This window comes from Hydrogenophaga sp. L76 (assembly GCF_057654755.1).
Map to the genome: position 1 here is coordinate 1,180,105 of NZ_CM172807.1, position 23,677 is coordinate 1,203,781.

Here is a 23,677-nt window from a genome sequence, read left to right on the forward strand (position 1 = left end):
CAGCGTAACGCAAAGCCCCCTCACGCGCGCGGGTCCGAATCGCCCCCAACCCACAGGATTTTCAGCATGTCCCTCTTCTCCGCCGTCGAAATGGCCCCGCGCGACCCGATCCTGGGTCTGAACGAGCAGTTCGCTGCCGATACCAACCCCAGCAAGGTCAACCTCGGTGTGGGCGTGTATTTCGACGACAACGGCAAACTGCCGCTGCTGCAGTGCGTGCAGGCTGCTGAAAAAACCATGATGGAAAAGCCCACGGCCCGTGGCTACCTGCCGATCGACGGCATCGCTGCCTACGACGCCGCCGTCAAGGGCCTGGTGTTCGGCTCCGAGTCCGAGGTGGTCAAGAGCGGCCGCGTGGCCACCGTGCAGGCCATCGGCGGCACCGGCGGCCTGAAAATCGGTGCCGATTTCCTGAAAAAAGTCAGCCCCGATGCCAAGGTCCTGATCTCCGATCCGAGCTGGGAAAACCACCGTGCGCTGTTCACCAACGCCGGTTTCACCGTCGACACCTACCCCTATTTCGACCAGAGCGCCAACGGCGGCCTCGGTGGCATCAACTTTGACGGCATGCTGGCCGCACTGAACGCCGCCGCCCCCGGCACCATCGTGCTGCTGCACGCCTGCTGCCACAACCCCACCGGTTACGACATCACCCCGGCCCAGTGGGACCAGGTGATCGCCGTGGTGAAAGCGCGCGACCTCACCGCCTTCCTGGACATGGCCTACCAGGGCTTTGGTTACGGTATCGCCGAAGACGGCGCCGTGATCGGCAAGTTCGTGGCCGCTGGCCTGAACATCTTCGTGTCCACCAGCTTCTCCAAGAGCTTCAGCCTCTACGGCGAGCGCGTGGGCGCCCTGAGCGTGGTGGGCAGCAGCAAGGAAGAGACCGACCGCGTGCTCAGCCAGCTCAAGATCGCCATCCGCACCAACTACTCCAACCCACCGATCCACGGTGGCGCGATCGTGGCCGCCGTGCTGGGCAACCCCGAACTGCGCGCGCTGTGGGAACAGGAACTGGGCGAGATGCGCGTGCGCATCAAGGCCATGCGCCAGAAGCTGGTCGATGGCCTGAAGGCCGCCGGCGTCGCCAAGGACATGAGCTTCATCACCACCCAGATCGGCATGTTCAGCTACTCTGGCCTGTCCAAGGACCAGATGGTGCGTCTGCGCAGCGAGTTCGGCGTCTACGGCACCGACACCGGCCGCATGTGCGTGGCCGCGCTCAACAGCAAGAACATCGACTACGTCTGCCAGGCGATCGCCAAGGTGATCTGACCGGGTGGAACCCGACAGAAATGCCGCTCGGTGAGCGGCATTTCTGTTTCTGGAAGCCCATGGAGCTCGATCAGCCCCAGATGACGGAGCGCATGGAGATCGAGGCGATCTGGAAACCCTCGTTGAAAACCCGGGGTTCCTCGCCCTCTTCCACCGCACCCGCGGCGTACAGCAGGGGCAGGTAGTGGTCCCAGGTGGGGTGGGCCATCTGGGCCAAGGGCCCCAGGTCGCGGAACCCGTCCAGGGCTTCCAGACGTCCTTGGGCGATGTGATCGCCTGTGATGCGGTCAAACTCGATCGCCCAGTCGTAGGCCTGGTTGTCGGCGGCCTCGCGGCGGATGGCGCGCAGGTTGTGCACGATGTTGCCGCTGCCCACGATCAGCACGCCCCGGTCTCGCAGCGCGCGCAGTTGCCGCCCCAGTTCAAAATGTTCGGCTGGCGGACGGCTGTAATCCATGCTGAGCTGGATCACCGGGATGCTGGCATCCGGAAACATCGGCTTGAGCACCGACCAGGTGCCGTGGTCCAGACCCCATTCCAGATCGTCCAGACCCAGCGGCGCCCCGCTGCCCGGCTGAGACAGGACCGCACTGATGGCCTGCGCCATCGCCGGCGATCCCGGGGCCGGGTACTGCTGATCGAACAGGGCTTGCGGAAAACCACCGAAATCATGGATCGTGCGGGGGTCCTCCATGGCGGTGAGCTGCCAGCCCCGGGTGATCCAGTGGGCAGAAATACACAGGATCAGGCGGGGACGCGGACCCCGCTCCAGCAGTTCGGTGCCCAGCGCCTGCCAGCTGCGCCGGTAGGCGTTGTCTTCGATGGCGTTCATGGGACTGCCATGCCCCAGAAACAGCACAGGCAGGCGTTCGGTCAGGGGCCAGTTTGTCAGGGATTCCAGACGGGCACCGGTGACAGCCGGCGTGGAGGGCTGGGCGGCAGAGGACAGGCTCATGGGGATTCCCATCGCGGTGGCGGCAAGGGCGATACCGGTACGGATCAGCGGGCGGCGTTGGATGCAGGGGAACGGTTTCTCGGACGAGGCGGGGATCGGTGAAACAACAACCAGAAAGCTCAGGACGCATTCTTTCACGAAGGTGACAACCGGCTGGGGAAATTAGGTGTTTTCACTCTCGCGCCACCTGCGGCATACTGTTATATTGCACTGCAACATAACTGATCGACTGCCCCATGCTCTACCAGATTTACGAAACCCAGCGCTCCATCATGGAGCCGTTCGCTGACCTGGCCGAAGTGGCCTCCAGGCTTTACAACAACCCTTCTCTGCCGCTGGCCCAGTTGCCCATGGCACAGCGTGTGTCGGCCGGCTACGATCTGATGCACCGGCTGGGCAAAGACTACGAAAAGCCTGTTTTCGGCATCCACACGGTCGATGTGGATGGCGTGGATGTGGCGATCCATGAGCGCGTGGAAGTCGACAAGCCGTTTTGCGAACTGCGCCGCTTCAAGCGTTTCTCTGACGACACCGCGACCCTGGAGAAGCTCAAAGGCCAGCCCGTTGTGCTGGTGGTGGCACCGCTGTCCGGCCACTACGCCACGCTGTTGCGCGACACCGTGCGCACCATGCTCAAGGACCACAAGGTCTACATCACCGACTGGAAAAACGCCCGCCTGGTGCCCCTGTCCGAAGGCGAGTTCCACCTCGACGATTACATCAACTACGTGCAGGAATTCATCGAGTACCTGCAAAAGGGCTACGGCAACTGCCACGTCATGAGCGTGTGCCAGCCCACCGTGCCGGTGCTGGCTGCGGTTTCGCTGATGGCCAGCCGCGGCGAAACGACACCGCTGTCCATGACCATGATGGGCGGCCCCATCGACGCCAGCAAGTCGCCCACGGCGGTCAACAACCTGGCCACGCAGCGCAGCCACAGCTGGTTCGAAAACAACGTGATCTACCGCGTGCCGAGCAACTTCCCGGGCGCCGGCCGCCGTGTTTACCCCGGCTTCCTGCAGCACACCGGTTTTGTGGCCATGAACCCCGACCGCCACGCCACCAGCCACTACGACTATTTCAAGGACCTGATCAAGGGTGACAACGAGAGCGCCGAGAACCACCGCCAGTTCTACGACGAGTACAACGCCGTGCTCGACATGGACGCGGACTACTACCTGGAAACCATCCAGACGGTGTTCCAGGACTTCAAGCTGGTCAACGGCACCTGGGACGTGAAGTCCGTGAAGGGCAAGATCGAGCGCGTGCGTCCGGAAGACATCGCGACCACCGGCCTGCTAACGATCGAAGGCGAGCTCGACGACATCTCCGGCTCGGGCCAGACCGCTGCCGCGCACAATCTGTGCTCCGGCATTCCCAAGACGCACCAGATGCACTACGAGGCCAAAGGCGCCGGTCACTACGGCATCTTCAGCGGCCGGCGCTGGCGCGACATGGTCTACCCGGTGGTGAAGACCTTCATCCTGTCGCACCAGCCCAAGCCTGCGCAGGAGGCCGCTGCTGCCGCGTCGACCGCGCCCGCTGTTGTGGCCCAACCCGCCGTGCGCGCCGTCAAACCGGCCCAGGCCAAGACCGCAACCAAGGTGGTGAGCAAAGCAGTTGTGCCAGCCGCCAAGGCAGCGCCGACCAAAGCCGTGGCCAAGCCCGCGACGAAGGCCCCGGTCGCCGCCGCCAAACGCAAGACCCCTCCCCGCTCCGCTTGATGGCGTGCGGGCCGGGGAGCGCCCTGCTCCCCGGTATATTGGCGACATGAACGATCTCGCCCGGCGCATCGACGCCGCCTTGCCCCAGACCCAGTGCACCCGCTGCGGTTACCCGGACTGCGCCCGTTACGCCGAAGCGGTTGCCTCGGGGGAAGCCGGCATCAACCAGTGTCCGCCCGGCGGCGCCGAGGGCATCGCCCGACTGGCTGCCCTCACCGGTCGATCCGAAACACCGCTGAACCCGACCAACGGGATCGAAGGTCCTTTGACCCTCGCGGTGATCGATGAAGACTGGTGCATCGGCTGCACCCTGTGCATCAAGGCCTGCCCAACCGATGCCATCGTCGGCAGCAACAAGCTTATGCACACCGTGATCGAACCCTATTGCACGGGTTGTGAGCTCTGCCTGCCGGTCTGTCCTGTGGACTGCATCTCGCTGGAGATCGTCAGTGGTGAACGCACTGGCTGGCAGGCGTGGACCACCGAACAGGCCACCCTGGCCCGCCAGCGCTACGACGCGCGCACCGTGCGACTGGCCCGCGAACAGGTGGAACACGATCTCTTGCTCGAAACCAAAGCGCGCATGAAATACGCCGACCTTGAGGCCCATTCGCAGCACACCGACCCCGCTGTGCTGGACAAGAAACGCGCCGTCATTGAAGCGGCGCTGGAGCGTGCGCGGGCCAAACGCCAGGCCGACGGCGGTTGAGCATCACACCCGCCCGGGCCGTGGACTGAACGCTCAGCGACCTCCAGATCGCCATCGTGCCGACACTGCGCGAACCCAGCCCGGCAACCCCTCATCTTCGGGAAAACGACGGACATCCTCCCTGACAACGGCAGACAAGAAAAAACCTCGCTACCCAAAAGATAGCGAGGTTTTCTTGTATTTACTGGGGTGGCTGATGGGGCTCGAACCCACGACAACAGGAATCACAATCCTGGACTCTACCAACTGAGCTACAGCCACCTCAAGCCTTGCATTATAGCGCGTTCCTGAACAGTTTACGCGATCGACAAGAAGCTTCAGCGTTGCGGTGGTGCGGGCGCGGGCACCATGAGCTTGACGCGGAACTGCTCCTTGAGCATCTCGTAGTAAGCCTGGCTCTCGGCGGCGGTCCACCACTGGTTGTATTGCGCCACCTCCTGCTCTGGTACCGCCGCATCGCGTTTGGCACGGGGCAGGACCTTTTCGACCTTCACCACCGCGTAGCCCTGGTCACCCAGGCTCACACCCGCCCAGGCGGGCAATTGCGCCGGATCGGTGCTCAGGGCTGCCTTGAGCAGCGCAGCCGGCAGACCTTTGGGATCTTCGCGCGATATGACCACCGAAGCCGGCATGCCCGAGGCATTCGCGCCCGATTTCCAGGCGGCCAGTTGCTTGGCGCCTTCCTCACTGGCGAGTTCGGCGGCGCGCTGGGCCACCAACCGCGCGCGCACGCTGTCGCGCACTTCGGCCAGCGGCCTGGTGCGGGCCGGGGTGTGCTTCACCACGCGTGCTGCCGCCAGCTGACCGGAGCCGGTTTCCACCGCTTCGGTGTTGCGCTTGTTCTGCACCGCGTCGGGAGCGAAGATGGCTTCGAGCAACCGCGGATGGGCCAACACGCCGGCGTCCGCACCGGGCTGGCGCGTCAGTCCCTTGAAGGTCTTCACCTCCAGCTTCAGGCGCTCGGCCGTGGGCTGCAGGCTGTCGGCCTGCTCGTAAACCAGGTTGCCAAACGTGTCAGCAGTTTCGGCAAACAGCTTTTGCGCCTGTTGCTGTTTGAGATCGGTTTCGATCTGCGCGCGCATCTCGTCGAAGCTGCGTGGCTTGGGCGCCTTGATGTCGGTCAGCTGGATGATGTGGAAACCGAAGTCGGTCTCGACCACGTCGGAGATCGTGCCTTTCTCCAGTGCAAACACCGCATCTTCAAAGGGCTTGACCATGGCGCCGCGCCCGAAGTAGTCCAGGTCGCCGCCATTGGCCGCAGAGCCTGGATCTTTCGACTCGGCCTTGGCCACGTCTGCAAAGGTTTGCGGGGCCTTGCGGACCTGTTCGAGCAGGGCCTGAGCGCGCTGGCGCACTTTGTCCTTTTCTTCCGCAGGCGCGTTCGCGGGCACGGTCAGGAGGATGTGGCTGGCACGGCGCTCCTCATTGCCCGACAGGCGGGACACATTCTGCTCGTAGTACGAACGCACATCGGCCTCGTTGAGGGCCACCGACTGTTGCAGGGCTGCTGCATCGAGCACCAGGTATTCAACGTCCGCCTGCTCGGGCGCCTGGAACAAGGCCGGGTTCTCCTGATAGAAGCGCTCGATGTCGGCATCGGCGGGCTGCACGCGGCTGGCCTGGTCGGCGGCGGCAAAGCGCTGCACGCGCACTTCGCGACGTTCGAAGAAAGCGTTGAGCGTCAGATGGGCCAGATCGGCCGGAACGAAACCGGAACCCGTCACGCCCTGCCCCACCTGCTGTTTCGACAGATCGGCGCGCACGCTGGCCTCGTACATCTCGGGCGTCATGCCCTGGCGACCCACCAGCTGCTTGTAGGCCTCGACATCGAGCGTGCCGTCAGCACGGCGCAGGGCGGCAATGCCCGGGTCTTGCTGCAGCGCGCGCGCCAGGTGCTGGTCGCTGGTGTAGAGCTTGAATTTTTCGGCAGCCGCCGTCAGCAGCCGGTCACGCACGAGGCGCTCCAGCGCGGCGTAACGGAACTCGTCGGTGTCCAGCAGCCGGCTGTCGAGGGTCGGATTGGCATCGCGCAGGCGCTGCGACTCCACACGGTGAGCCTGGTCCCATTCAGCCTGGGTGATGTCCTTGCCGTCGACCGAAGCGACAGTCTCGCCGCCCGGGCTGGGATCTGAAAAGCCCTGGACACCGAACAGGACGAACCCGGGAACGATCAGGATCAGCAAAAAGCCCATGAGGTACTTCTTGTGATTGCGGATGGATTCGAACATGCCTTGAATTCCTGAAACAACAAACGGCGCCAGATCTGTTCTGCCTGCGCCGGCAACAAAAAAGGCGAACCCGGGTTCGCCTTTTCGATGGTGGTGGGTGCTGACGGGGTCGAACCGCCGACCTACGCCTTGTAAGGGCGCCGCTCTACCGACTGAGCTAAGCACCCCACCGGAAAACCGGGATGGCGCTTCAGTTCAGCGCATCCTTCAATGCCTTGCCCGGACGGAACTTCGGCACCTTGGCGGCCTTGATTTTAATCTCTTCGCCGGTGCGCGGGTTGCGGCCCTTGCGTGCGGGGCGCTTGGTCACGGCAAACGAACCGAAACCGACCAGGGAAACGGTACCGCCCTTTTTCAGGGTGGTGCGGATGGCTGTGATGGTGGAGTCCAGTGCTCGCGTGGCGGCCGCCTTGGAAATGTCGGCATGCTTGGCGATGTGTTCGACGAGTTCTGTTTTGTTCACAAATAGCCCCTCTTGAAGTGATTGAAATTTCTTGTGGACCGTTCAGCCGCCCTGCACAGAAGCCTGTCTGACAACGCACTGTCCGGATCGCTCATGTTCGCATTGGCCGGGCAACGTGGCCAGACTGGTGCCCGTTGATTAGACCCACGGGTCAAGTTCCCTGTCAACACTCCAGCCAACACAGGCGAATGCCCTCTGAACGAGAGCGCAGATTCTATGCGCATTGTCAAAGTGTGATTGAAGGGTTCGTGAAATTTTGCACGCCTGCCCGAAAGGTCACGGCACCGTTTCAACGGCGGAGAGCGTTTTCGATCGCCCGACCCACGTCCTGTGTGCTGGCGCTGCCCCCCAGATCGGGCGTGCGCGGTGCGCCGATGCCCGGCTGCAACACCGCTTCAATGGCACCCATCACCGCGTCGTGCGCGGCGCGGTAGCCCAGGTGGTCGAGCATCATCGCGCCGCACCAGATCTGACCGATCGGGTTCGCGATGCCTTTGCCCGCAATGTCGGGGGCGGAGCCGTGCACCGGTTCGAACAGCGAAGGGTGCTGGCGCGTCGGATTGAGGTTGGCGCTGGGCGCGATGCCGATGGTGCCTGTGCAAGCCGGACCGAGATCGCTCAGGATGTCGCCGAACAGGTTGCTGCCCACCACCACGTCGAAGAAGTCCGGGCGCTGCACGAAGTGCGCGGTGAGGATGTCGATGTGGAACTTGTCCACCGTCACGTCCGGGTACTGCTTGGCCATCTCGGCCACGCGCTCGTCCCAGTACGGCATGGTGATCGCAATGCCGTTGCTCTTGGTGGCGCTGGTCAGGTGCTTTTTGGGACGCGAGCGCGCGACTTCAAACGCGTGGCGCAGCACACGGTCCACGCCGATGCGCGACATCACGGTTTCCTGCACCACGATCTCGCGTTCGGTGCCCGGGTACATGCGCCCGCCGATGCTGGAGTATTCGCCCTCGGTGTTCTCGCGCACGATCACCATGTCGATCTCGCCGGGCTGGCGCGGGCTGCCATCGCGGCGCACCACCGGTGCGGTCACGCCGGGCATGAGTTTGGCGGGGCGGATGTTGACGTACTGGTCAAATTCACGGCGGAACAGCAGCAGCGAGCCCCAGAGCGACACGTGGTCGGGCACCTTGTCGGGCCAGCCGACGGCGCCGAAGTAGATGGCGTCGTGGCCGCCGATCTGTTCCTTCCAGTCGTCGGGCAGCATCTGGCCGTGCTTCTCGTGGTAGTCGCAGCTCGAAAAATCGAAGTGGTCGAACCGCAGCGGGATGTTGAACTTCGTGGCCGCAGCCTCCATCACGCGAAGGCCTTCGGGCATGACTTCGGTGCCGATGCCGTCGCCGGCGATGACCGCGATGCGGTGCGTTTTGCTCATGGGATGCTCCTGTGGATCAAGGGGTGAAGAAGGGGACTGCCTCGGCGATCACCCGCTCGGGCAGTTCCTCGGCGATGTAGTGGCCGCACGGCAGGGCCTGACCGGTGACCTGATGGGCGCGCTCGCGCCAGAGTGACAGCACGTCGAAGCAGCGCCCCACCGTGCCGTATTCGCCCCAGAACACGCGCAGGGGCTGCATCAGGCGATGGCCTGCGACCACGTCCGCGCGGTCGTGTTCCAGGTCGATGCCCGCACTGGCACGGTAGTCCTCGCAGATCGAGGTCGCCGTACCGGGCAACGCAGCGCAGCGTTCGTACTCGGCCAGTGCGGCGGGATCGAACGGGGCGAGCCCCGCGTGCCGGCTGCCCATCACGCTGCGCACGTAACGCACGGGGTCGGACGCTATCAGCGCCTCCGGCAGGGGCGGCGGCTGGATCAGGAAGAACCAGTGCCAATAAGCGCGCGCGAAGTCTTCGGAGGTCTGCCCGTACATGGCCAGCGTGGGCGCGATGTCGAGCAGCATCAGCCGCTGCACCGCCTGCGGGTGGTCGGCCGCCAGCCGGTGGGCCACGCGCGCGCCGCGGTCGTGGGCCAGCACGCCAAAGTGGTCAAAGCCGTGCTGTGCCATCACGGCCAGCGCATCGAGCGCCATCTCGCGTTTGCTGTGCGCACGATGATCCGCATCCGTTGCGGGGCGCGCCGAGTCGCCGTAACCGCGCAGGTCCATCAGCACCACGGTGAAGCACCCGGCCAGCGCGGGCGCCACCCGGTGCCACATGGCCAGCGTCTGCGGATGACCGTGCAGCAAGAGCAGCGGCGGCCCCTCGCCCGCCACGCGCGAGTTCAGTGGCACGCCTTCGCGGAGCACGGTGCGGGACTGAAAACCTTTGAACATGGCCGCAAGCTTAATCCGCATTTCAGCAATAATTCTGCAATTGATTCGTTCTCAAAAGGAAACAATTGGACCGCCCCGATCTTGAACTCGTGCTCGCTGTGCGCCAGCACGGCAGCCTGGTGATGGCCGCGCGCGCACTGAAGGTGGCTCCTTCGGCCGTGACCAAACGCCTGGCCGCGCTGGAGTCCCGGCTCGGCCTGCGCCTGTTCCAGCGCACCACCCGCCGCGTCAGCCCCACGGCCGAAGGCGAGACCTTGTGTGAACGCGCGGGTGAGTTGCTGCGCGCTTTTGATGTGCTTGAGGCCGAACTGCGCGAGCGCCAGACCGAACCGTCAGGCCCGATCCGCCTCGCCGCCACCTTCGGTTTCGGCCGCCTCTGGCTGGGGCCGGCGCTGGCGGATTTCCAGGCACGGCACCCGGCGGTGCACATCCAGCTGCAGCTGACCGAGCAGTTGCCCGATCTGGCGGTGGAGGGGTTTGACGGCGCCATCTGGCTCTGGAACGCGCCGGCACAACGCGCCAGCGAATGGGTCTCGCGCCGGCTCGCACCCAACCAGCGGGTGCTGGTGGCGGCACCCGCGTACCTGCAAGCCCACGGGGAACCCCGCTCGCTGCAGGAACTGGCTGCCCATGCCTGCCTCGTGGTGCGCGAAAACGGCGGCGGACCAGGACAGCGCTTCGACCACTGGCGGCTGCAGCGCGAGGGAGAGCCCGAGGTGCAGCACACACCGGTGCGCGGACCACTCTCCAGCAACTCGGGCGAAATGGTGCGCGACTGGTGCCTGGCTGGCCACGGCATCATGTTGCGCAGCCTGTGGGACATCGCACCGCAGATGGCCAGCGGCGATCTGGTGCGGGTGCTGCCGGCCTACGCCATGCCCGACGCCGACGTCCACTGGCTCGCGCCCTTCCGGTCTCAGGTGCCTCGGCGCATCCGTCTGCTGCTGGATTTCCTCGCTGAGCGCTTCCAGGACGAACCGTGGCGGCGCCTCAGCGCGCCGGCCGCACCACCAGGCTCACGCCGAAAGCGGTGAGCGCGGTGCCGGCGAGGGTCACCGCCGTGATGGGCTCGGCAAACAGCAGCCAGGCGATCAGCGCAGTGCTGGGCGGCACGAGGTACATGAGGCTGGTGACCGAGGCCGCCGCGCCACGCTGGATCAGCATGTAGAGCAGCGAGCTGCCGCCCAGCGTGAGCCCCAGCACCGACCAGGCCATGGCGCCCACCAGCTCGGCGTTGAGCGCGCCGTCGGCCTGGGTCCAGTGCATGGATTCCGACTCCATCAAGGTCAGCGGCAGCGTGACCAGCAACGCGGCGACCAGCTGTACCGTGTTGGCACTGCGCACGTCGCAGGGCTGCACGAAGCGCTTCTGGTACAGCGTGCCGACGGTGATGGACAACAAGGCCATCAACGCAAACGAGAGGTTGATCCAGTTGGCCTGGTCGCCCGGGCCACCGGCACCGAACTTGCGCGAGACCACCAGCACCAGACCGGCAAAGCCCAGCAGCAGGCCGACCCACTGGCGGCGCGACACGTGATGCCCTCCCACGCTGGTGAGCCAGATGGCAGTGAGCACGGGCTGGATGCCGACGATGAGCGAGGACAGCCCCGAACCCATGCCCGCCTTGACCGCCGCCCAGACACCGCCGAGGTAGCCCGCATGCATCAGGATGCCCGTGACAGCGAGATGCAAGGCCTGTTTGCGATTGCTCGGCCACTTCACGCCGGCGAGCACGATCCAGGGCAGAAAGCAGAGGATGGAGAGCGCGTAACGCACCGCGAGAAATTTCATCGGTGGCGCGTGCGGCATGCCGTAGCGCGCAACGATGAAGCCCGTGCTCCAGATCAGCACGAAGACCCAGGGCATGGCGCGCAGCCATGCGTTGTCGCGGCTGGACTCGGGCATCAGCGCGAGCGGGCCCGTATCTCGGGCAGCGCCTTCTGCAAGTAATACACCATGGACCAGACGGTCAGGACCGCCGAGATCCAGATCAGCCAGGTGCCCCATACGTGGGTGTCGATCACGCCAAAGAGATTGCCGTTGAACAGCAGGAAAGGAATCGCCGTCATCTGCACCGCGGTCTTGAGCTTGCCGACCATGTGCACCGCCACGCTCTTGGTCGCGCCGATGATGGCCATCCACTCACGCAGCGAGGAAATGGCGATCTCGCGGCCGATGATGATGAGCGCCACGAACACATCGGCCCGCTCCAGATGCACCAGCACCAGGAGACTGGCGCAGATGAGAAATTTGTCCGCCACCGGGTCCAGGAAGGCGCCGAAGGCCGAGGTCTGGTTCAGCCGGCGGGCCAGGTAGCCGTCGGCCCAGTCGGTCGCGGCAAACACCACAAACAGCACCGTCGCGATCAGGTTCTGCTCTTTCGCACTCATGCCTTCCAGGTAGAACACCCCGATGATCAGCGGGATGGCGACGATGCGCGCCCAGGTCAGCAGGGTGGGGAGGTTGAAAAACATGGCGCGATTATGGCGGAGCGCCACGCGCGCGAATCGTCACGGGGGTTTTGCCGCCTGGCAGGCCATCTCCGCCACCCGGTTCAGTGCAATGCCCGGTAGATGGCATCGGCCAGTTCGGTGGAAATGCCTTCGACCGTGCAGAGGTCGTCCACACTGGCCGAGGCCACGCCGCGCACACCGCCAAAGCGTTGCAGCAGGCGCGCCCGCTTCTTCGGCCCGACGCCCGGGATATCTTCGAGCCGGCTGCCGCCGGTGCGCACCTTGGCGCGCTGGGCGCGCATGCCGGTGATGGCGAAACGGTGCGCTTCGTCGCGGATCTGGGCGACCAGCATCAGCGCCGCCGAATCGTGGCCCAGGTAGACCTTTTCGCGGCCATCGGCAAACACCAGCTCTTCGAGTCCCACCTTGCGACCTTCGCCTTTTTCCACACCGACGATGAGCGAGAGGTCCAGGCCGAGCTGCTGGAACACTTCGCGCGCCATGCTGACCTGGCCCTTGCCGCCATCAATCAGCACCAGATCGGGCAAACGCGGCCCGGTGGGCAGGCAGGAGGTGGCGTCGGTGGCGCCTTCGGCTGCGGGTTCTGAAGCGTCCGTCGTCTCGGCGGGCACAGCCGTTTCTCCGGATTCCGCACGCAGCGCCTCGGCGATCTTGCCGTAGCGGCGCAGCAGCACCTGCCGCATGGCGGCGTAGTCGTCGCCGGGCGTGATGCCGTCGATGTTGTAGCGGCGGTACTGCGCGTTCTGCATCTTGTGGCCCTCGAACACCACGCAGGACGCCTGGGTGGATTCACCCGCCGTGTGCGAGATGTCGAAACACTCGATGCGCAGCTCGTCCAGGTTGTCGTCCGGCAGCGCCAGCGCTTCGGCCAGCGCGCGCGTGCGGGCCTGCTGCGAGCCCTCTTCGGCGAGCAGGCGAGCGAGCGCGATGTCGGCGTTCTTCTGCGCCATCTCCAGCCAGATGCGGCGGTGCTCGCGCGGCTGGTGCACGGCGTTGATCTTGGCGCCGATCTGCTCGGTCAGCGCGTCCAGCAGCGGCTTGCCCACCGCGTGGCTGGTCACCAGGGTGTGCGGCATCGCAATGCCCAGGTAGTGCTGGGCGATGAAGGCTTCGAGCACCTGCACCGCCACGCGTTCGACCGGGTCGGCGTTGTGACTGCCCTCTTCCGCCATCAGGCTGTCGATCTGGGTGGCGTCTTCCACGTGGGCCGGGAAATACGGCCGGTCGCCGAGGTGGCGGCCGCCGCGGATCATGGCCAGGTTCACGCAGGCGCGCCCGCCCTGCACTTTCACCGCGAGCACGTCCACGTCCTTGTCGGACACGTTGTCCACCGCCTGCTGGTGCAGCACCTTGGACAGCGCGCCCATCTGGTTGCGGATCTCGGCCGCCTGCTCGAATTCGAGCTTTTCGGCGTGCGCCATCATGCGCGCCTCCAGCTCGTCCAGCACGGCCTGGGTTTCCCCGCGCAGGAAACGCTCCGCCGCGGCCACGTCGCGGCCGTAGGCCTCACTGTCCACCAGGTCCACGCAGGGCCCGCTGCAGCGCTTGATCTGGTACAGCAGGCAGGGCCGCGTGCGGTTGGCGAACACGGTGTCTTCGCAGGTGCGCAGCCGGAACACCTTCTGCAGCAGCGTGATCGACTCCTTCACCGCCCAGGCGCTGGGGTATGGGCCGTAGTAGCTGTGGCGCTTGTCCACCACACCGCGGTAGTAGGCCATGCGCGGGAAAGCGATCGAAGGCACGGGTCTGGCGCCCGCGGTGCGGAAGGTTTCGCGCGTGCCGGTGATCTTGAGGTACGGGTAGCTCTTGTCGTCCCGGAACAGGATGTTGAACTTCGGCGCCAGTGTCTTGATGAGGTTGTTTTCCAGCAGCAGCGCCTCGGCCTCGGAGCGCACCACCGTGGTCTCCATGCGCACGATCTTGCCCACCATGTGGCCGATGCGCGTGCCGCCGTGGGTCTTCTGGAAATAGCTGCTGACGCGCTTCTTCAGGTTGCGCGCCTTGCCCACGTAGAGCAGCTGGCCCTGGGCATCGAAATAGCGGTAGACGCCAGGCAGGCCCGGCAGGGCAGCGACTTCGCTGAGCAGTTGTTCGCTGTGCGGGGACGGGGTGCCGCCCGGCGCCGCGTCAGGCGCGGTGGGCGAGGTATCTTTGGTCATGCGGCGGGGTTCAGTTCGGGCGCGGCTGCAGGCGTTCGCGCAACCATTGGGCAAAGGCGTCTTCGGGCAGGTCGCCGGCGGCCAGGGCGAGTATGGTCAGCGTGGCCTCGGCCTGTGTGGTGACCAGGCGCTGCCCGTTGAGCGCGAGGAACAAACCCGTGGCCAGAAAGGCCGCCCGCTTGTTGCCATCGACAAAAGGATGATTGCGGGCCATACCGAATCCGTAGGCCGCCGCCAGCGCCGCCAGGTCAGGCTCGCCATAGGCCAGCAGTTGGTGAGGACGCGCCAGCGCTGACTCCAGCAACCCTTCATCGCGCAAGCCAGGACGGCCACCGTGTTCGGCCAGACTCTCGTCGTGCAACAGCTCCAGCGCCTTGCGGCTGATGAAACGCCAGCGCCCGCTCATTTGGCCAGTTGGTGAAAGGTGTCCCGGTAGTCGTGCATGAACTCGCGTCCCAGCGCCAGCTCTTCGTCGAGCGACGGGTTGTACGGCGAGAGGTTGACGCCATGGGCCGACTCGGTGACAAACACCGTGTCGCCCTTCTCCAGCTTGAGCCGCGCCAACAGCTCCTTGGGAAGGATCAGGCCCACGGAATTGCCGATCTGGGTGAGTTTGAGTGTGGTCATGGCGAACCCCCGATGTTTTAACGGTTGTTATATTAACGCGCCCACTCCTGCCCCGCAACGCATGCCCGCCACCACCGTACCGCACCGCGACCACCCACTGACCTGGGACGTGTTCTGCCAGGTCATCGACAACCTCGGCGACATCGGCGTCTGCTGGCGCTTCTGCGCCGGCCTGGCCGCCCGGGGGCACACCGTGCGGCTGTGGATTGACGCGCCGGAGGATCTGCGCTGGATGGTCCCCGGTGCGCTGGAAGGCCGCATCGAGGGCGTGCGGGTGCTGCCGTGGACCGAGCCGCTGGCGCCGGGCCTGCTGGACGGGCTGACGCCGGCCGACGTCTGGATCGAAACCTTCGGCTGCCGCCCGCCGCCCGAAGCCCTGGAACACCGGGCGGCTGCCATCGCCGCTGGCGCAGCGGCGCCGGTGTGGATCAACCTCGAATACCTGAGTGCCGAACCCTACGTGGAGCGCTCGCACCGGCTGCCCTCGCTGGTGTCTGACGGGCCGCTGCGCGGCGTGGGCAAGTGGTTTTTCTACCCCGGTTTCACCGCCGCCACCGGCGGCCTGCTGCGGGAGCAAGACCTGCCCGAGCGGCAAGCCACCTTCAACGCCGGCGCATGGCTCGCTGCGCACGACCTGCCCCACAGCAACCAGCCACGCGCCAGCCTTTTCTGCTACGAGCCCACCGCCCTGCCCGCGCTGCTGCAACAGGCTGGGCAAGACGGCGCCAGCGACTGGCTGGTCACCGCCGGGCGCGCGGCCGAGGCCGTGGACGCGGCCGAGGCACAAGGCCTGCGCACAGGGCAAGCCACCCTGCACCGCCTGGCGCGCCTGACCCAGCGCGACTACGACCACCTGCTCTGGGCCTGTGACCTCAATTTCGTGCGCGGCGAAGACTCGCTGGTGCGCGCGCTGTGGGCCGGACGACCGCTGGTGTGGCACATCTACCCGCAGCACGACAACGCACACCACGCCAAGCTGGAAGCCTTTCTGGACTGGCTGCAGGCGCCCGATTCGTTGCGCGCGTTTCACCGCCTCTGGAACGGCATGACCAGCGCCCAACGCGTCTGGCCAGGCTGGAGCGTGGTGGCCAGCTGGCGCCCCTGTCTGCTGGCCGCACGCGAGCGCCTGCTGGCCCAACCCGACCTGGTCAGCCAGTTGCTCGATTTCATTGCCGAAAAGCGATAAAATTCAAGGCTTTGCAGAAAACTGGACCACCAGACCCCGGCGGCCGTTTCCTGAGCGCCATCTGCTTAGCCGCACAGATCGCCCCTATCAGCACAGTTCCCGGGTTTGCACCCATGCACGGAACACGCGGCCCAACTGTTGGAAACCTTATGAAAATCGCTCAAGAACTCCGCGCCGGCAACGTCATCATGCACGGCAAGGACCCGATGATCGTCCTGAAAACCGAATACGCCCGTGGCGGCCGCGGTGCAGCCACCGTGCGCCTGAAACTCAAGGCCCTGCTGAACAACATGGCCACCGAAGTGGTCTGCCGCGCCGACGACAAGATGGACCAGATCATTCTGGACAAGAAGGAGTGCACCTACTCCTACTTCGCCGACCCCATGTACGTCTGCATGGACAGCGAATACAACCAGTACGAAGTCGAAGCCGAAAACATGGGCGACGCCCTGAACTACCTCGAAGACGGCATGACCGTTGAAGTGGTGTTCTACGACGGCAAGGCCATTTCGGTCGAACTGCCGACCAGCGTCGAGCGCGTGATCACCTGGACCGAGCCCGCCGTCAAGGGTGACACGTCCGGCAAGGTGCTCAAGCCCGCCAAGATCGCGACCGGCTTTGAAGTCGCCGTGCCGTTGTTCGTGGCGCAAGACGACAAGATCGAGATCGACACCCGCACCGGCGAATACCGCAAGCGCGTCTGAGGATTTGAGCCCCCACGCTCCGCCGCTGAGCGGGTCGCTGCCCCCGAGGGGGCGCGTTTCGGCTTGGGGCGGCCCGGCGCCGAAACCCCGGTTCATTGAAAAGGCTCCTGCGGGAGCCTTTTCGCTTTCATCAAGGCCCACATGGACCTCATCGCCCGCATCGCCGACGTCATCATCCCGGTGTTCCTGATCGTGGCCATCGGCTACGGTTACGCGCGCCGCCAACCGCCCGACCTGACGGTGTTCAACCGCATTGCGCTGGACGTGCTGGCGCCCGTGCTGGTGTATTCGGCGCTCGCGGCCAAGGACTTTCACCTCGCCGACCATGTGCCGCTGCTGATCGGTGGCACGGTGCTGATCCTGGGTGGCGGCCTGCTGGCCTGGCCGCTGGCCCGCGCGTTTGGTGCCCAGCCGCGCACCTTGGTGCCGGTGGTGATGTTCAACAACTGCGGCAACATGGGCCTGCCGCTGGCCCTGCTGGCGTTTGGCCCGGCGAACTTCGGCGCCGCGGTGGCGCTTTTCTCGGTCAGCAACCTGTTCCACTTTTCCCTCGGTGCGCGCATCACGAGCAGCCAGGCCCGCACCCGCGACCTGCTCACCAGCCCGCTGATGATCGGCACCGCGCTGGGCTTTCTGAGTGCGCTGACCGATGTGCGCCCGCCCGACGTGTTGCTCTCGGGTCTCAAGCTGCTCGGGGACGCCCTGCTGCCCATGATGCTGTTTGCGCTCGGCGTGCGCCTGACCTCGCTCACCCGCGCGGGTCTGGCACTGGGCTTGCTGGGTGCGCTGGCCCGTCCGCTCATCGGCCTGGTCATCGCCATTCCGCTCGCCTGGGTGCTGGGCATCGAAGGTGCCGCGCGCGGCCAGTTGTTGTTGTTTGCGGCCTTGCCACCGGCCGTGATGCAGTTCATGCTGGCCGACCGTTACCACCAGGAACCCGACAAGGTGGCCGCCATGATCATGCTGGGCAATGCGCTGGCCGTGGTCTTCGTGCCGCTGGCACTGGCCCTGGGCCTCTGAGCGCCTGAGCGATCAAGGCTGCAGGACACAATCACTCAACGAACAACCGAAGGAGCCCCGCATGGAAGCCACCCAAGACCTGAACGAACGCCGCCTGGCCGACGCCTGGGCCGAACTGCAGTCGCATTCCAACGAAGGACGCCCGCTGAAGGCCGACGCCTACCGACTGGCTTTCGCCGACCCCGAGTTCCTGCTGCGCCGCGAAACGCGCGGCATCCGTTTCCAGCTGGAGATGCTCAAGCCCGATCTCGCACAGCGCGACCTCGGCATTGAAAACACCGTCGTGGTCTTTGGCAGTGCGCGCGTGCGCGAACCCGCCATAGCCCAGGAACACCTTGCACGCGCCGAGACCAGCGGCAAGGCCGATGAGATCGCGCGTGCACGGGCCATGCAGCGCAACGCCCAGCACTACGAACAGGCCCGCGAGTTCGGTCGCATCGTGGCGCGCTACAGCAAAGCCTGTCCGCGCGAAGACCAGCTTTTCATCTGCACCGGTGGCGGTCCCGGCATCATGGAGGCGGCCAACCGCGGCGCCCACGACGAGGGGGCGTTCAACGTCGGTCTGAACATCGCCCTGCCCCACGAGCAGGCCGGCAACCCCTATGTGTCACCCGAGCTGAGCTTCAAGTTCCACTACTTCGCGCTGCGCAAGATGCATTTCATGATGCGCGCCAAAGCGCTGGTGGCGTTCCCCGGCGGTTTCGGTACGCTCGACGAGCTGTTCGAGGTGATCACGCTGGTGCAGTGCAAGAAGGCCAAGCCGGTGCCGATCGTGCTGTTTGGCAGCGCCCACTGGAAACGCCTGATCAACCTGGAGGTGCTGGTGGAAGAAGGCATGATTGCAGCCGAAGACCTGAAGCTGTTCGAATACGTGGACGATCCCCAGGCAGCGTGGGACTACATCGTGAAGTTCTACGATTTACCGCAAGTCTGAGCACTGGGACGGCCCAAGCGCTCATAAGCGGCGCAGGGGGCGTCAGTACCCGCCGCCGAGCGCCTTGTAGAGAGCGACCTGGTTCTGCTGCTGGGCCAGTCGTGTCTGCGTCAGGGCCTGCTGGGTGCTGAACAGCGAGCGCTGCGCATCCAGCACATCCAGGAAGCTGGCCACGCCGTTGCGGTAGCGCAGCTCCGCCAGGCGGAAGCGCTCGGCCTCGGCCGTGGCCTGGACCTGCTGGGCACGCAGCTGCTCGCCCAGCGTGGCGCGGCCGGCGAGTGCATCGGCCACCTCGCGGAACGCGCTCTGGATCGCCTTTTCGTACTGCGCCACGGCAATGCTGCGCGCGGCGTTGGCCGACTCCAGACCAGCCCGGTTGCGACCCGCGTCAAAGATCGGCAGCAGCGCCTGCGGCGCCAGCGTGAAACCCCAGGAGCCGCCCTTGAACAGACCCGAGAGTTCGCTGCTGGCCGATCCCACGCTGCCGGTGAGCGAGATGCGCGGGAAGAAAGCCGCACGCGCCGCGCCGATGTTGGCGTTCGCTGCGATCAGCGTCTGCTCGGCCTGGCGGATGTCCGCCCGGCGGGTGAGCAGTTCGGACGGCAGGCCGGCGGGCAGATCGCGGAACAGCGACCGCGCGGTGACCACGTCGCTCGCGGGATCGGTGAGCGTCGCTGGCAGAGGCTGCCCCACGAGCAAGGTGAGGGCGTTGAGGTCCTGCGCACGCTGGCGCTGCTGCTGGGCCAGTGCGGACTCAGCCGCCGCGGTCAGCGACTCGGCCTGGCGCAGGTCCAGCGCTGACGTAGCACCGTTGTCAAAGCGCAGCTTCGTCAGGCGCAGCGAATCCTGGCGCGTGGCGAGCGTTCGCTGCGTCAGCGCCAGCAGTTCGTCGCTGGCCTGCAGGCTGAGCCAGGTGCTGGCCACCGAGGCGACCAGGCTGGTCTGCGCCGCGTTGCGCGCCTCTTCGCTGGCCAGGTACTGGGCCAGGGCCACTTCCTTCAGGCTCGCCACGCGGCCAAAGAAATCGATCTCCCAGCCACTCATGGCGAGACCCGCCGTGTAGAGGCTGGTGATGCTGTCATCGCCGCTGCTCTGGCGGTTCCCCGCGGCGGCCAGGTTCAGCGTGGGGAACTGGTCGGCACGGCGGATCTGGTACTGGGCACGCACCTGCTCGATGTTGAGCGTGGCCACGCGCAGGTCGCGGTTGTTCCGGATCGCCAGACCGATGAGCTCACGCAGGCGCGCATCGCTCACGAAGTCCGCCCACGCAATGTCGGCAGCCGGCGTCGCCGCGGCCACCGGTGTCACGCCGGACCACTCTGCGGCAACCGGCGCGGCCGGCCGCTCGTAGGTCGGGATGAAGGAGCAGCCGGACAGCGCCAGAACCGCCAGGGTCAGTGCGCTGCGACGCAAATTGAGAGAAAAAATCATGTCAGTGGCTCCAGCGCGTATCGGGAAAGACACGACGCAGCGAACGAAGGGACTCGGGCCAGCACACACCGCAGAACCGGCTATGACCCGCAACGAATGAAACGGCGCAACCCAGGGCACCGCCGCGCCGGCTTCGCCGGACGGCCAGTGCACCTTGCAGGCCGCAGCCTCGCCAGAGGCGAGGCTTCTTCGGGTCGTCCAAGCCTGCGCAGGCAGGCTCGGAGCCGCGGCCCTCAGCCCCCTTGAGGGGGTCGCGCGAAGCGCGGCGGGGGTGTTCCATCTCAATGCACGCCATGGTGTTCGGCCTCTTCGGCCTCCCGGCGATGCTGGCGATCGCTGCCCTTGAACAGGGTGCGCACCACCACAAAAAAGATCGGCACGAACACCACCGCCAGCACGGTGCCGGTCAGCATGCCGCCGATCACACCGGTGCCGATCGCGCGCTGGCTGGCCGATCCGGCGCCCGAAGCCAGGAACAGCGGCAACACGCCCAGCGTGAACGCCAGCGAGGTCATGATGATGGGCCGGAAGCGCAGGTGAGCGGCGGCCAGCGCCGCTTCGATCACGCCCTTGCCCTGCGCCTGCAGATCTTTCGCGAACTCGATGATCAAGATCGCGTTTTTCGCCGAGAGCCCGATGATGGTGATCAGGCCCACCTGGAAATACACGTCGTTCGAATAACCTCGCAGCATCGTGGCCAGCAGCACACCCAGCACACCCAGTGGCACCACCAGAATGACCGACAGCGGGATGGTCCAGCTCTCGTACAGCGCAGCCAGGCAGAGAAACACCGCCAGGATTGCAAAAGCATAGAGGATCATGGCCTGCGAGCCGGCGAGCTTTTCCTCACGGGACTGGCCCGTCCACTCGAAGCCGAAGCCTTGCGGCAGCCTGGCGGCCAGCGCCTCCATCTCGGCCATGGCCTGGCCCGTGCTCACACCGGGCGCAGCGCTGCCACTGATGCGCATGGACGGGTAGCCGTTGTAGCGCACGGTCTGCATCGGGCCGGTGATCCAGTGCGTCGTGGCGAAGGCCGACAGCGGCACCGCCTGGCCTTTGCTGTTGATCACGTTGATGCGCAACAGGTCTTCCGGCTGCATGCGTGCCGTGGCATCGGCCTGCACCATCACGCGCTGCAGACGCCCGGCGTTCGGGAAGTCGTTGGCGTAGGTGGAACCGAGTGCCGTGCCGATGGCGCCACTGATGCTGTCAAAGCCAACACCCAGTGCATTGGCCTTGTCGCGGTCGATGTCGATCTGCAACTGCGGCGCATCTTCCAGACCGTCGGGCCGCACCTGCGTGAGCACTTTGCTCTGCGAGGCCATGCCCAGCATCTGGTTGCGTGCCGCCAGCAGCGCTTCGCCCCCCAGACCCGCCCGGTCCTGCAAGCGGAAGCTGAACCCGGAGGAGGCACCCAGTTCGGGAATCGGCGGCGGACTCAGCGGGAAGACGAAAGCGTCCCGGATGCCCGAAAAGGCACCGAAGGCACGGCCGGCCAAAGCCTGCGCAGAACTGCCCGGGCCGGTGCGTTCGGACCAGTCCTTGAGCGTCACAAACGCGAGCGCGGCGTTCTGGCCCTGACCCGAGAAGCTGAAGCCCAGCACCCCGACCATGCCCTCCACTTCCGGCTGCTGAAGCATGAAGCCTTCCACCTGCTTCATCACTTCCAGCGTGCGCTCCTGCGTGGCGCCCGGTGGCAATTGCACGTTGACCAGCAGCGTGCCCTGGTCTTCGTTGGGCAGGAAGGACGTGGGCAGGCGCTGGTAGACCACCGCCACCGCCGCCACGATGGCTGCGTAGATCACCAGCGTGCGGCCGGCGCGCGGCAGCAGCTTGGCCACGCCACCTTCGTAGCCTTTGGCGGTGCGCGCGAAGCCGCGGTTGAACCAGCCGAAAAAGCCGGTCTTGGCGTGCGCGTGGCCCGCTTCCACCGGTTTGAGCAGGGTGGCGCAGAGGGCCGGCGTGAGCGACAGGGCCATGAAGGCCGAGAAGCCGATGGACATGCCCATCACCGCCGCAAACTGGCGGTAGATGTTGCCCACCGAGCCACTGAAGAACGCCAACGGCACGAACACCGATATCAGCACCACGGTCACGCCGATGATGGCACCCGAAATCTGGCCCATGGCCTTGCGCGTGGCCTGCAGCGGTGGCAGGCCTTCTTCGCTCATGATGCGTTCGACGTTCTCCACCACCACGATGGCGTCGTCCACCACGATGCCGATCACCAGCACCATGCCGAACATGGTCAGCACATTGATCGAGAAGCCCAGGGCCATCAGTCCGGCGAAGGTCCCCAGCAAGGCCACCGGCACCACCAGCGTCGGGATCAGCGTGTAGCGCCAGTTCTGCAGGAACAGGAACATCACCAGGAACACCAGCGCCACGGCCTCCGCCAGCGTCACCGCCACCTGTTCGATGGAGATCTTGACGAAGCGCGAGCTGTCGTAGGGAATGGCCCAGGTCATGCCCTTGGGGAAGAATTTTTCCAGATCCGCCATCTTGGTGCGCACCGCTTCGGCCGTGGCCAGGGCGTTGCCGCTTGGCGATAGTTGCACACCAATACCCGTGGACGGCTTGCCGTTCAGTCGCGCCGAGGTGGCGTAGGCCTGGGCACCGAGCTCGATGCGGGCCACGTCTTTCAGGCGCACGGTGGCACCGTCGCTGCTGGCGCGCAGCACGATGTTGCCGAACTGCTCCACGCTGCCGAGCTGGCCGTTGACCACCACGGTGGCGGAGATGCTCTGGCCCGCCACGTTGGGCAGGGCACCGATTTCACCGGCCGACACCTGCGCGTTCTGAGCGCGGATGGCGTTGGTCACGTCGGCCGCGCTCAGGTTGAAGCCCAGCAGCTTGGCCGGATCGATCCAGACCCGCATGGCGCGCTCGGTGCCGAACAGCTGGGCCTGGCCCACACCGGGCAGGCGCTGCAGTTCGGGCACGACGCTGCGCGACGCGTAGTCGCCCAGCGCCACCGGATCCCAGGCCGGGTCTTCGCTGGAGAGGATCGCGAACAGCAGGAAGTTGTTGCGCGATTTGTCCACCCGAACGCCCTGCTGCGTCACCGCCGACGGCAGGCGGGGCGTGGCGCGCGCAAGCCGGTTCTGCACGTCCACCTGTGCCAGATCGGCGTTGGTGCCCGGCTCGAAGCTCAGCGTGATGCTGCCGGTGCCGTTGGCCTGGGCCACGGCTTCCATGTAGATCAGGCCAGGCGAGCCGTTCATCTCCTGCTCGATGACCGACAACACGCTGTCTTCCAGCGTCTTGGCCGAGGCGCCGGGATACGACGCGTTGATGACGATGGACGGCGGCGCCACCGGCGGGTACTGCGCAATCGGCAACTGCGTGATGGACACCGCGCCCATCACCATGATGAAGAGCGCGATCACCCACGCAAAGATGGGCCGGTCGATGAAGAATTTCGCCATATCAGTTTCCGCCGAGCCGCCTCAAGGAGGCTGAAGCCCCCGTGGGGGGCAGTGAACACAGTGAACGTGGGGGTCGTGTCA

20 protein-coding genes and 2 tRNA genes are annotated in these 23,677 nt (G+C 65.7%); 8 read left to right on the forward strand and 14 right to left on the reverse strand.

Annotated features, from left to right (window positions below):
- Positions 1-66 precede the first annotated feature (66 nt).
- Positions 67-1,275, forward strand: coding sequence for an amino acid aminotransferase (locus tag AC23D4_RS05650; protein WP_472889067.1), 1,209 nt, complete (start codon positions 67-69; stop codon positions 1,273-1,275).
- A gap of 70 nt (positions 1,276-1,345) precedes the next feature.
- On the opposite strand, the gene ygiD is transcribed toward AC23D4_RS05650, so the two are convergent.
- The gene (gene ygiD / locus AC23D4_RS05655; RefSeq protein ID WP_472889068.1) at positions 1,346-2,230 is read right to left on the reverse strand and encodes a 4,5-DOPA-extradiol-dioxygenase; all 885 of its coding nucleotides are present in this window, start codon (positions 2,228-2,230) and stop codon (positions 1,346-1,348) included.
- 236 nt (positions 2,231-2,466) lie between these two features.
- Between ygiD and AC23D4_RS05660 the strand changes: the two genes are divergently transcribed.
- Positions 2,467-3,954 (forward strand): polyhydroxyalkanoate depolymerase, encoded by a 1,488-nt coding sequence (locus AC23D4_RS05660; RefSeq protein WP_472889069.1) that lies wholly within the window; start codon positions 2,467-2,469, stop codon positions 3,952-3,954.
- 46 nt (positions 3,955-4,000) lie between these two features.
- A complete protein-coding gene (gene rsxB / locus AC23D4_RS05665) occupies positions 4,001-4,663 on the forward strand; it encodes an electron transport complex subunit RsxB (protein ID WP_472889070.1) in 663 nt (220 codons plus the stop codon).
- A 185-nt stretch (positions 4,664-4,848) separates the two neighbouring features.
- Here rsxB and AC23D4_RS05670 read toward each other — a convergent pair.
- From AC23D4_RS05670 to AC23D4_RS05695, 6 genes are all read right to left on the reverse strand, one after another.
- A tRNA-His gene (locus AC23D4_RS05670) sits at positions 4,849-4,924 on the reverse strand.
- A gap of 56 nt (positions 4,925-4,980) precedes the next feature.
- Positions 4,981-6,891 (reverse strand): SurA N-terminal domain-containing protein, encoded by a 1,911-nt coding sequence (locus AC23D4_RS05675; protein ID WP_472889071.1) that lies wholly within the window; start codon positions 6,889-6,891, stop codon positions 4,981-4,983.
- A gap of 91 nt (positions 6,892-6,982) precedes the next feature.
- Positions 6,983-7,058, reverse strand: a tRNA-Val gene (locus AC23D4_RS05680).
- 23 nt (positions 7,059-7,081) lie between these two features.
- Positions 7,082-7,354 (reverse strand): HU family DNA-binding protein, encoded by a 273-nt coding sequence (locus AC23D4_RS05685; protein WP_077330314.1) that lies wholly within the window; start codon positions 7,352-7,354, stop codon positions 7,082-7,084.
- 289 nt (positions 7,355-7,643) lie between these two features.
- Entirely contained in the window at positions 7,644-8,738 is a 1,095-nt protein-coding gene (locus AC23D4_RS05690; RefSeq protein WP_472889072.1) for a tartrate dehydrogenase, read from the reverse strand.
- 16 nt (positions 8,739-8,754) lie between these two features.
- A complete protein-coding gene (locus tag AC23D4_RS05695) occupies positions 8,755-9,633 on the reverse strand; it encodes an alpha/beta fold hydrolase (protein ID WP_472889073.1) in 879 nt (292 codons plus the stop codon).
- A gap of 65 nt (positions 9,634-9,698) precedes the next feature.
- Between AC23D4_RS05695 and AC23D4_RS05700 the strand changes: the two genes are divergently transcribed.
- Positions 9,699-10,667 (forward strand): LysR family transcriptional regulator, encoded by a 969-nt coding sequence (locus AC23D4_RS05700; RefSeq protein WP_472889074.1) that lies wholly within the window; start codon positions 9,699-9,701, stop codon positions 10,665-10,667.
- Here AC23D4_RS05700 and AC23D4_RS05705 read toward each other — a convergent pair.
- The 5 genes from AC23D4_RS05705 to AC23D4_RS05725 all read right to left on the reverse strand — a co-directional run bounded on the left by AC23D4_RS05705 (position 10,624) and on the right by AC23D4_RS05725 (position 14,893).
- Positions 10,624-11,538 carry a DMT family transporter gene (locus AC23D4_RS05705; RefSeq protein ID WP_472889075.1) on the reverse strand — a complete coding sequence of 305 codons (915 nt, stop codon included), beginning with the start codon at positions 11,536-11,538 and terminating at the stop codon, positions 10,624-10,626. The genes AC23D4_RS05700 and AC23D4_RS05705 overlap by 44 nt on opposite strands.
- Positions 11,538-12,107 (reverse strand): CDP-diacylglycerol--glycerol-3-phosphate 3-phosphatidyltransferase, encoded by a 570-nt coding sequence (gene pgsA / locus AC23D4_RS05710; RefSeq protein ID WP_472889076.1) that lies wholly within the window; start codon positions 12,105-12,107, stop codon positions 11,538-11,540. Before pgsA ends, AC23D4_RS05705 begins: the two co-directional genes overlap by 1 nt.
- An 80-nt stretch (positions 12,108-12,187) precedes the next feature.
- Positions 12,188-14,266, reverse strand: a complete 2,079-nt coding sequence (gene uvrC / locus AC23D4_RS05715) for an excinuclease ABC subunit UvrC (RefSeq protein ID WP_472889077.1) — start codon at positions 14,264-14,266, stop codon at positions 12,188-12,190.
- Positions 14,267-14,276: 10 nt separating this feature from the next.
- Positions 14,277-14,672 (reverse strand): type II toxin-antitoxin system death-on-curing family toxin, encoded by a 396-nt coding sequence (locus tag AC23D4_RS05720; RefSeq protein ID WP_472889078.1) that lies wholly within the window; start codon positions 14,670-14,672, stop codon positions 14,277-14,279.
- Entirely contained in the window at positions 14,669-14,893 is a 225-nt protein-coding gene (locus tag AC23D4_RS05725; RefSeq protein WP_472889079.1) for an AbrB/MazE/SpoVT family DNA-binding domain-containing protein, read from the reverse strand. The genes AC23D4_RS05720 and AC23D4_RS05725 overlap by 4 nt, the downstream gene beginning before the upstream one ends.
- A gap of 61 nt (positions 14,894-14,954) precedes the next feature.
- On the opposite strand from AC23D4_RS05725, the gene earP reads away from it, so the two are divergent.
- The 4 genes from earP (at position 14,955) to AC23D4_RS05745 (ending at position 18,737) form a co-directional block, all read left to right on the forward strand.
- On the forward strand, positions 14,955-16,079 hold the full coding sequence (gene earP / locus AC23D4_RS05730; RefSeq protein ID WP_472889080.1) for an elongation factor P maturation arginine rhamnosyltransferase EarP: 1,125 nt from the start codon (positions 14,955-14,957) through the stop codon (positions 16,077-16,079).
- 149 nt (positions 16,080-16,228) lie between these two features.
- Positions 16,229-16,783: an elongation factor P gene (gene efp, locus AC23D4_RS05735; RefSeq protein WP_077330302.1), complete on the forward strand. Its 555-nt coding sequence runs from the start codon at positions 16,229-16,231 to the stop codon at positions 16,781-16,783.
- 141 nt (positions 16,784-16,924) lie between these two features.
- A complete protein-coding gene (locus AC23D4_RS05740; RefSeq protein ID WP_472889081.1) occupies positions 16,925-17,803 on the forward strand; it encodes an AEC family transporter in 879 nt (292 codons plus the stop codon).
- A 61-nt stretch (positions 17,804-17,864) separates the two neighbouring features.
- A complete protein-coding gene (locus tag AC23D4_RS05745) occupies positions 17,865-18,737 on the forward strand; it encodes an LOG family protein (RefSeq protein WP_472889082.1) in 873 nt (290 codons plus the stop codon).
- 42 nt (positions 18,738-18,779) lie between these two features.
- Here AC23D4_RS05745 and AC23D4_RS05750 read toward each other — a convergent pair whose 3' ends face one another.
- Positions 18,780-20,168 (reverse strand): efflux transporter outer membrane subunit, encoded by a 1,389-nt coding sequence (locus AC23D4_RS05750; protein WP_472889083.1) that lies wholly within the window; start codon positions 20,166-20,168, stop codon positions 18,780-18,782.
- 281 nt (positions 20,169-20,449) lie between these two features.
- Complete coding sequence (locus AC23D4_RS05755; protein ID WP_472889084.1) at positions 20,450-23,596, reverse strand: efflux RND transporter permease subunit; 3,147 nt, start codon at positions 23,594-23,596, stop codon at positions 20,450-20,452.
- Between the last annotated feature and the right edge of the window lie 81 nt (positions 23,597-23,677).

Excerpts from the sequence above, each read along its gene's own strand:
- AC23D4_RS05650 (WP_472889067.1), top strand. The coding sequence starts at position 67 with ATGTCCCTCTTCTCCGCCGTCGAAATGGCCCCGCGCGACCCGATCCTG.
- ygiD (WP_472889068.1), bottom strand. The coding sequence starts at position 2,230 with ATGAGCCTGTCCTCTGCCGCCCAGCCCTCCACGCCGGCTGTCACCGGT.
- AC23D4_RS05660 (WP_472889069.1), top strand. The coding sequence starts at position 2,467 with ATGCTCTACCAGATTTACGAAACCCAGCGCTCCATCATGGAGCCGTTC.
- rsxB (WP_472889070.1), top strand. The coding sequence starts at position 4,001 with ATGAACGATCTCGCCCGGCGCATCGACGCCGCCTTGCCCCAGACCCAG.
- AC23D4_RS05675 (WP_472889071.1), bottom strand. The coding sequence starts at position 6,891 with ATGTTCGAATCCATCCGCAATCACAAGAAGTACCTCATGGGCTTTTTG.
- AC23D4_RS05690 (WP_472889072.1), bottom strand. The coding sequence starts at position 8,738 with ATGAGCAAAACGCACCGCATCGCGGTCATCGCCGGCGACGGCATCGGC.
- AC23D4_RS05695 (WP_472889073.1), bottom strand. The coding sequence starts at position 9,633 with ATGTTCAAAGGTTTTCAGTCCCGCACCGTGCTCCGCGAAGGCGTGCCA.
- AC23D4_RS05705 (WP_472889075.1), bottom strand. The coding sequence starts at position 11,538 with ATGCCCGAGTCCAGCCGCGACAACGCATGGCTGCGCGCCATGCCCTGG.
- pgsA (WP_472889076.1), bottom strand. The coding sequence starts at position 12,107 with ATGTTTTTCAACCTCCCCACCCTGCTGACCTGGGCGCGCATCGTCGCC.
- uvrC (WP_472889077.1), bottom strand. The coding sequence starts at position 14,266 with ATGACCAAAGATACCTCGCCCACCGCGCCTGACGCGGCGCCGGGCGGC.
- AC23D4_RS05720 (WP_472889078.1), bottom strand. The coding sequence starts at position 14,672 with ATGAGCGGGCGCTGGCGTTTCATCAGCCGCAAGGCGCTGGAGCTGTTG.
- AC23D4_RS05725 (WP_472889079.1), bottom strand. The coding sequence starts at position 14,893 with ATGACCACACTCAAACTCACCCAGATCGGCAATTCCGTGGGCCTGATC.
- earP (WP_472889080.1), top strand. The coding sequence starts at position 14,955 with ATGCCCGCCACCACCGTACCGCACCGCGACCACCCACTGACCTGGGAC.
- efp (WP_077330302.1), top strand. The coding sequence starts at position 16,229 with ATGAAAATCGCTCAAGAACTCCGCGCCGGCAACGTCATCATGCACGGC.
- AC23D4_RS05740 (WP_472889081.1), top strand. The coding sequence starts at position 16,925 with ATGGACCTCATCGCCCGCATCGCCGACGTCATCATCCCGGTGTTCCTG.
- AC23D4_RS05745 (WP_472889082.1), top strand. The coding sequence starts at position 17,865 with ATGGAAGCCACCCAAGACCTGAACGAACGCCGCCTGGCCGACGCCTGG.
- AC23D4_RS05750 (WP_472889083.1), bottom strand. The coding sequence starts at position 20,168 with ATGATTTTTTCTCTCAATTTGCGTCGCAGCGCACTGACCCTGGCGGTT.
- AC23D4_RS05755 (WP_472889084.1), bottom strand. The coding sequence starts at position 23,596 with ATGGCGAAATTCTTCATCGACCGGCCCATCTTTGCGTGGGTGATCGCG.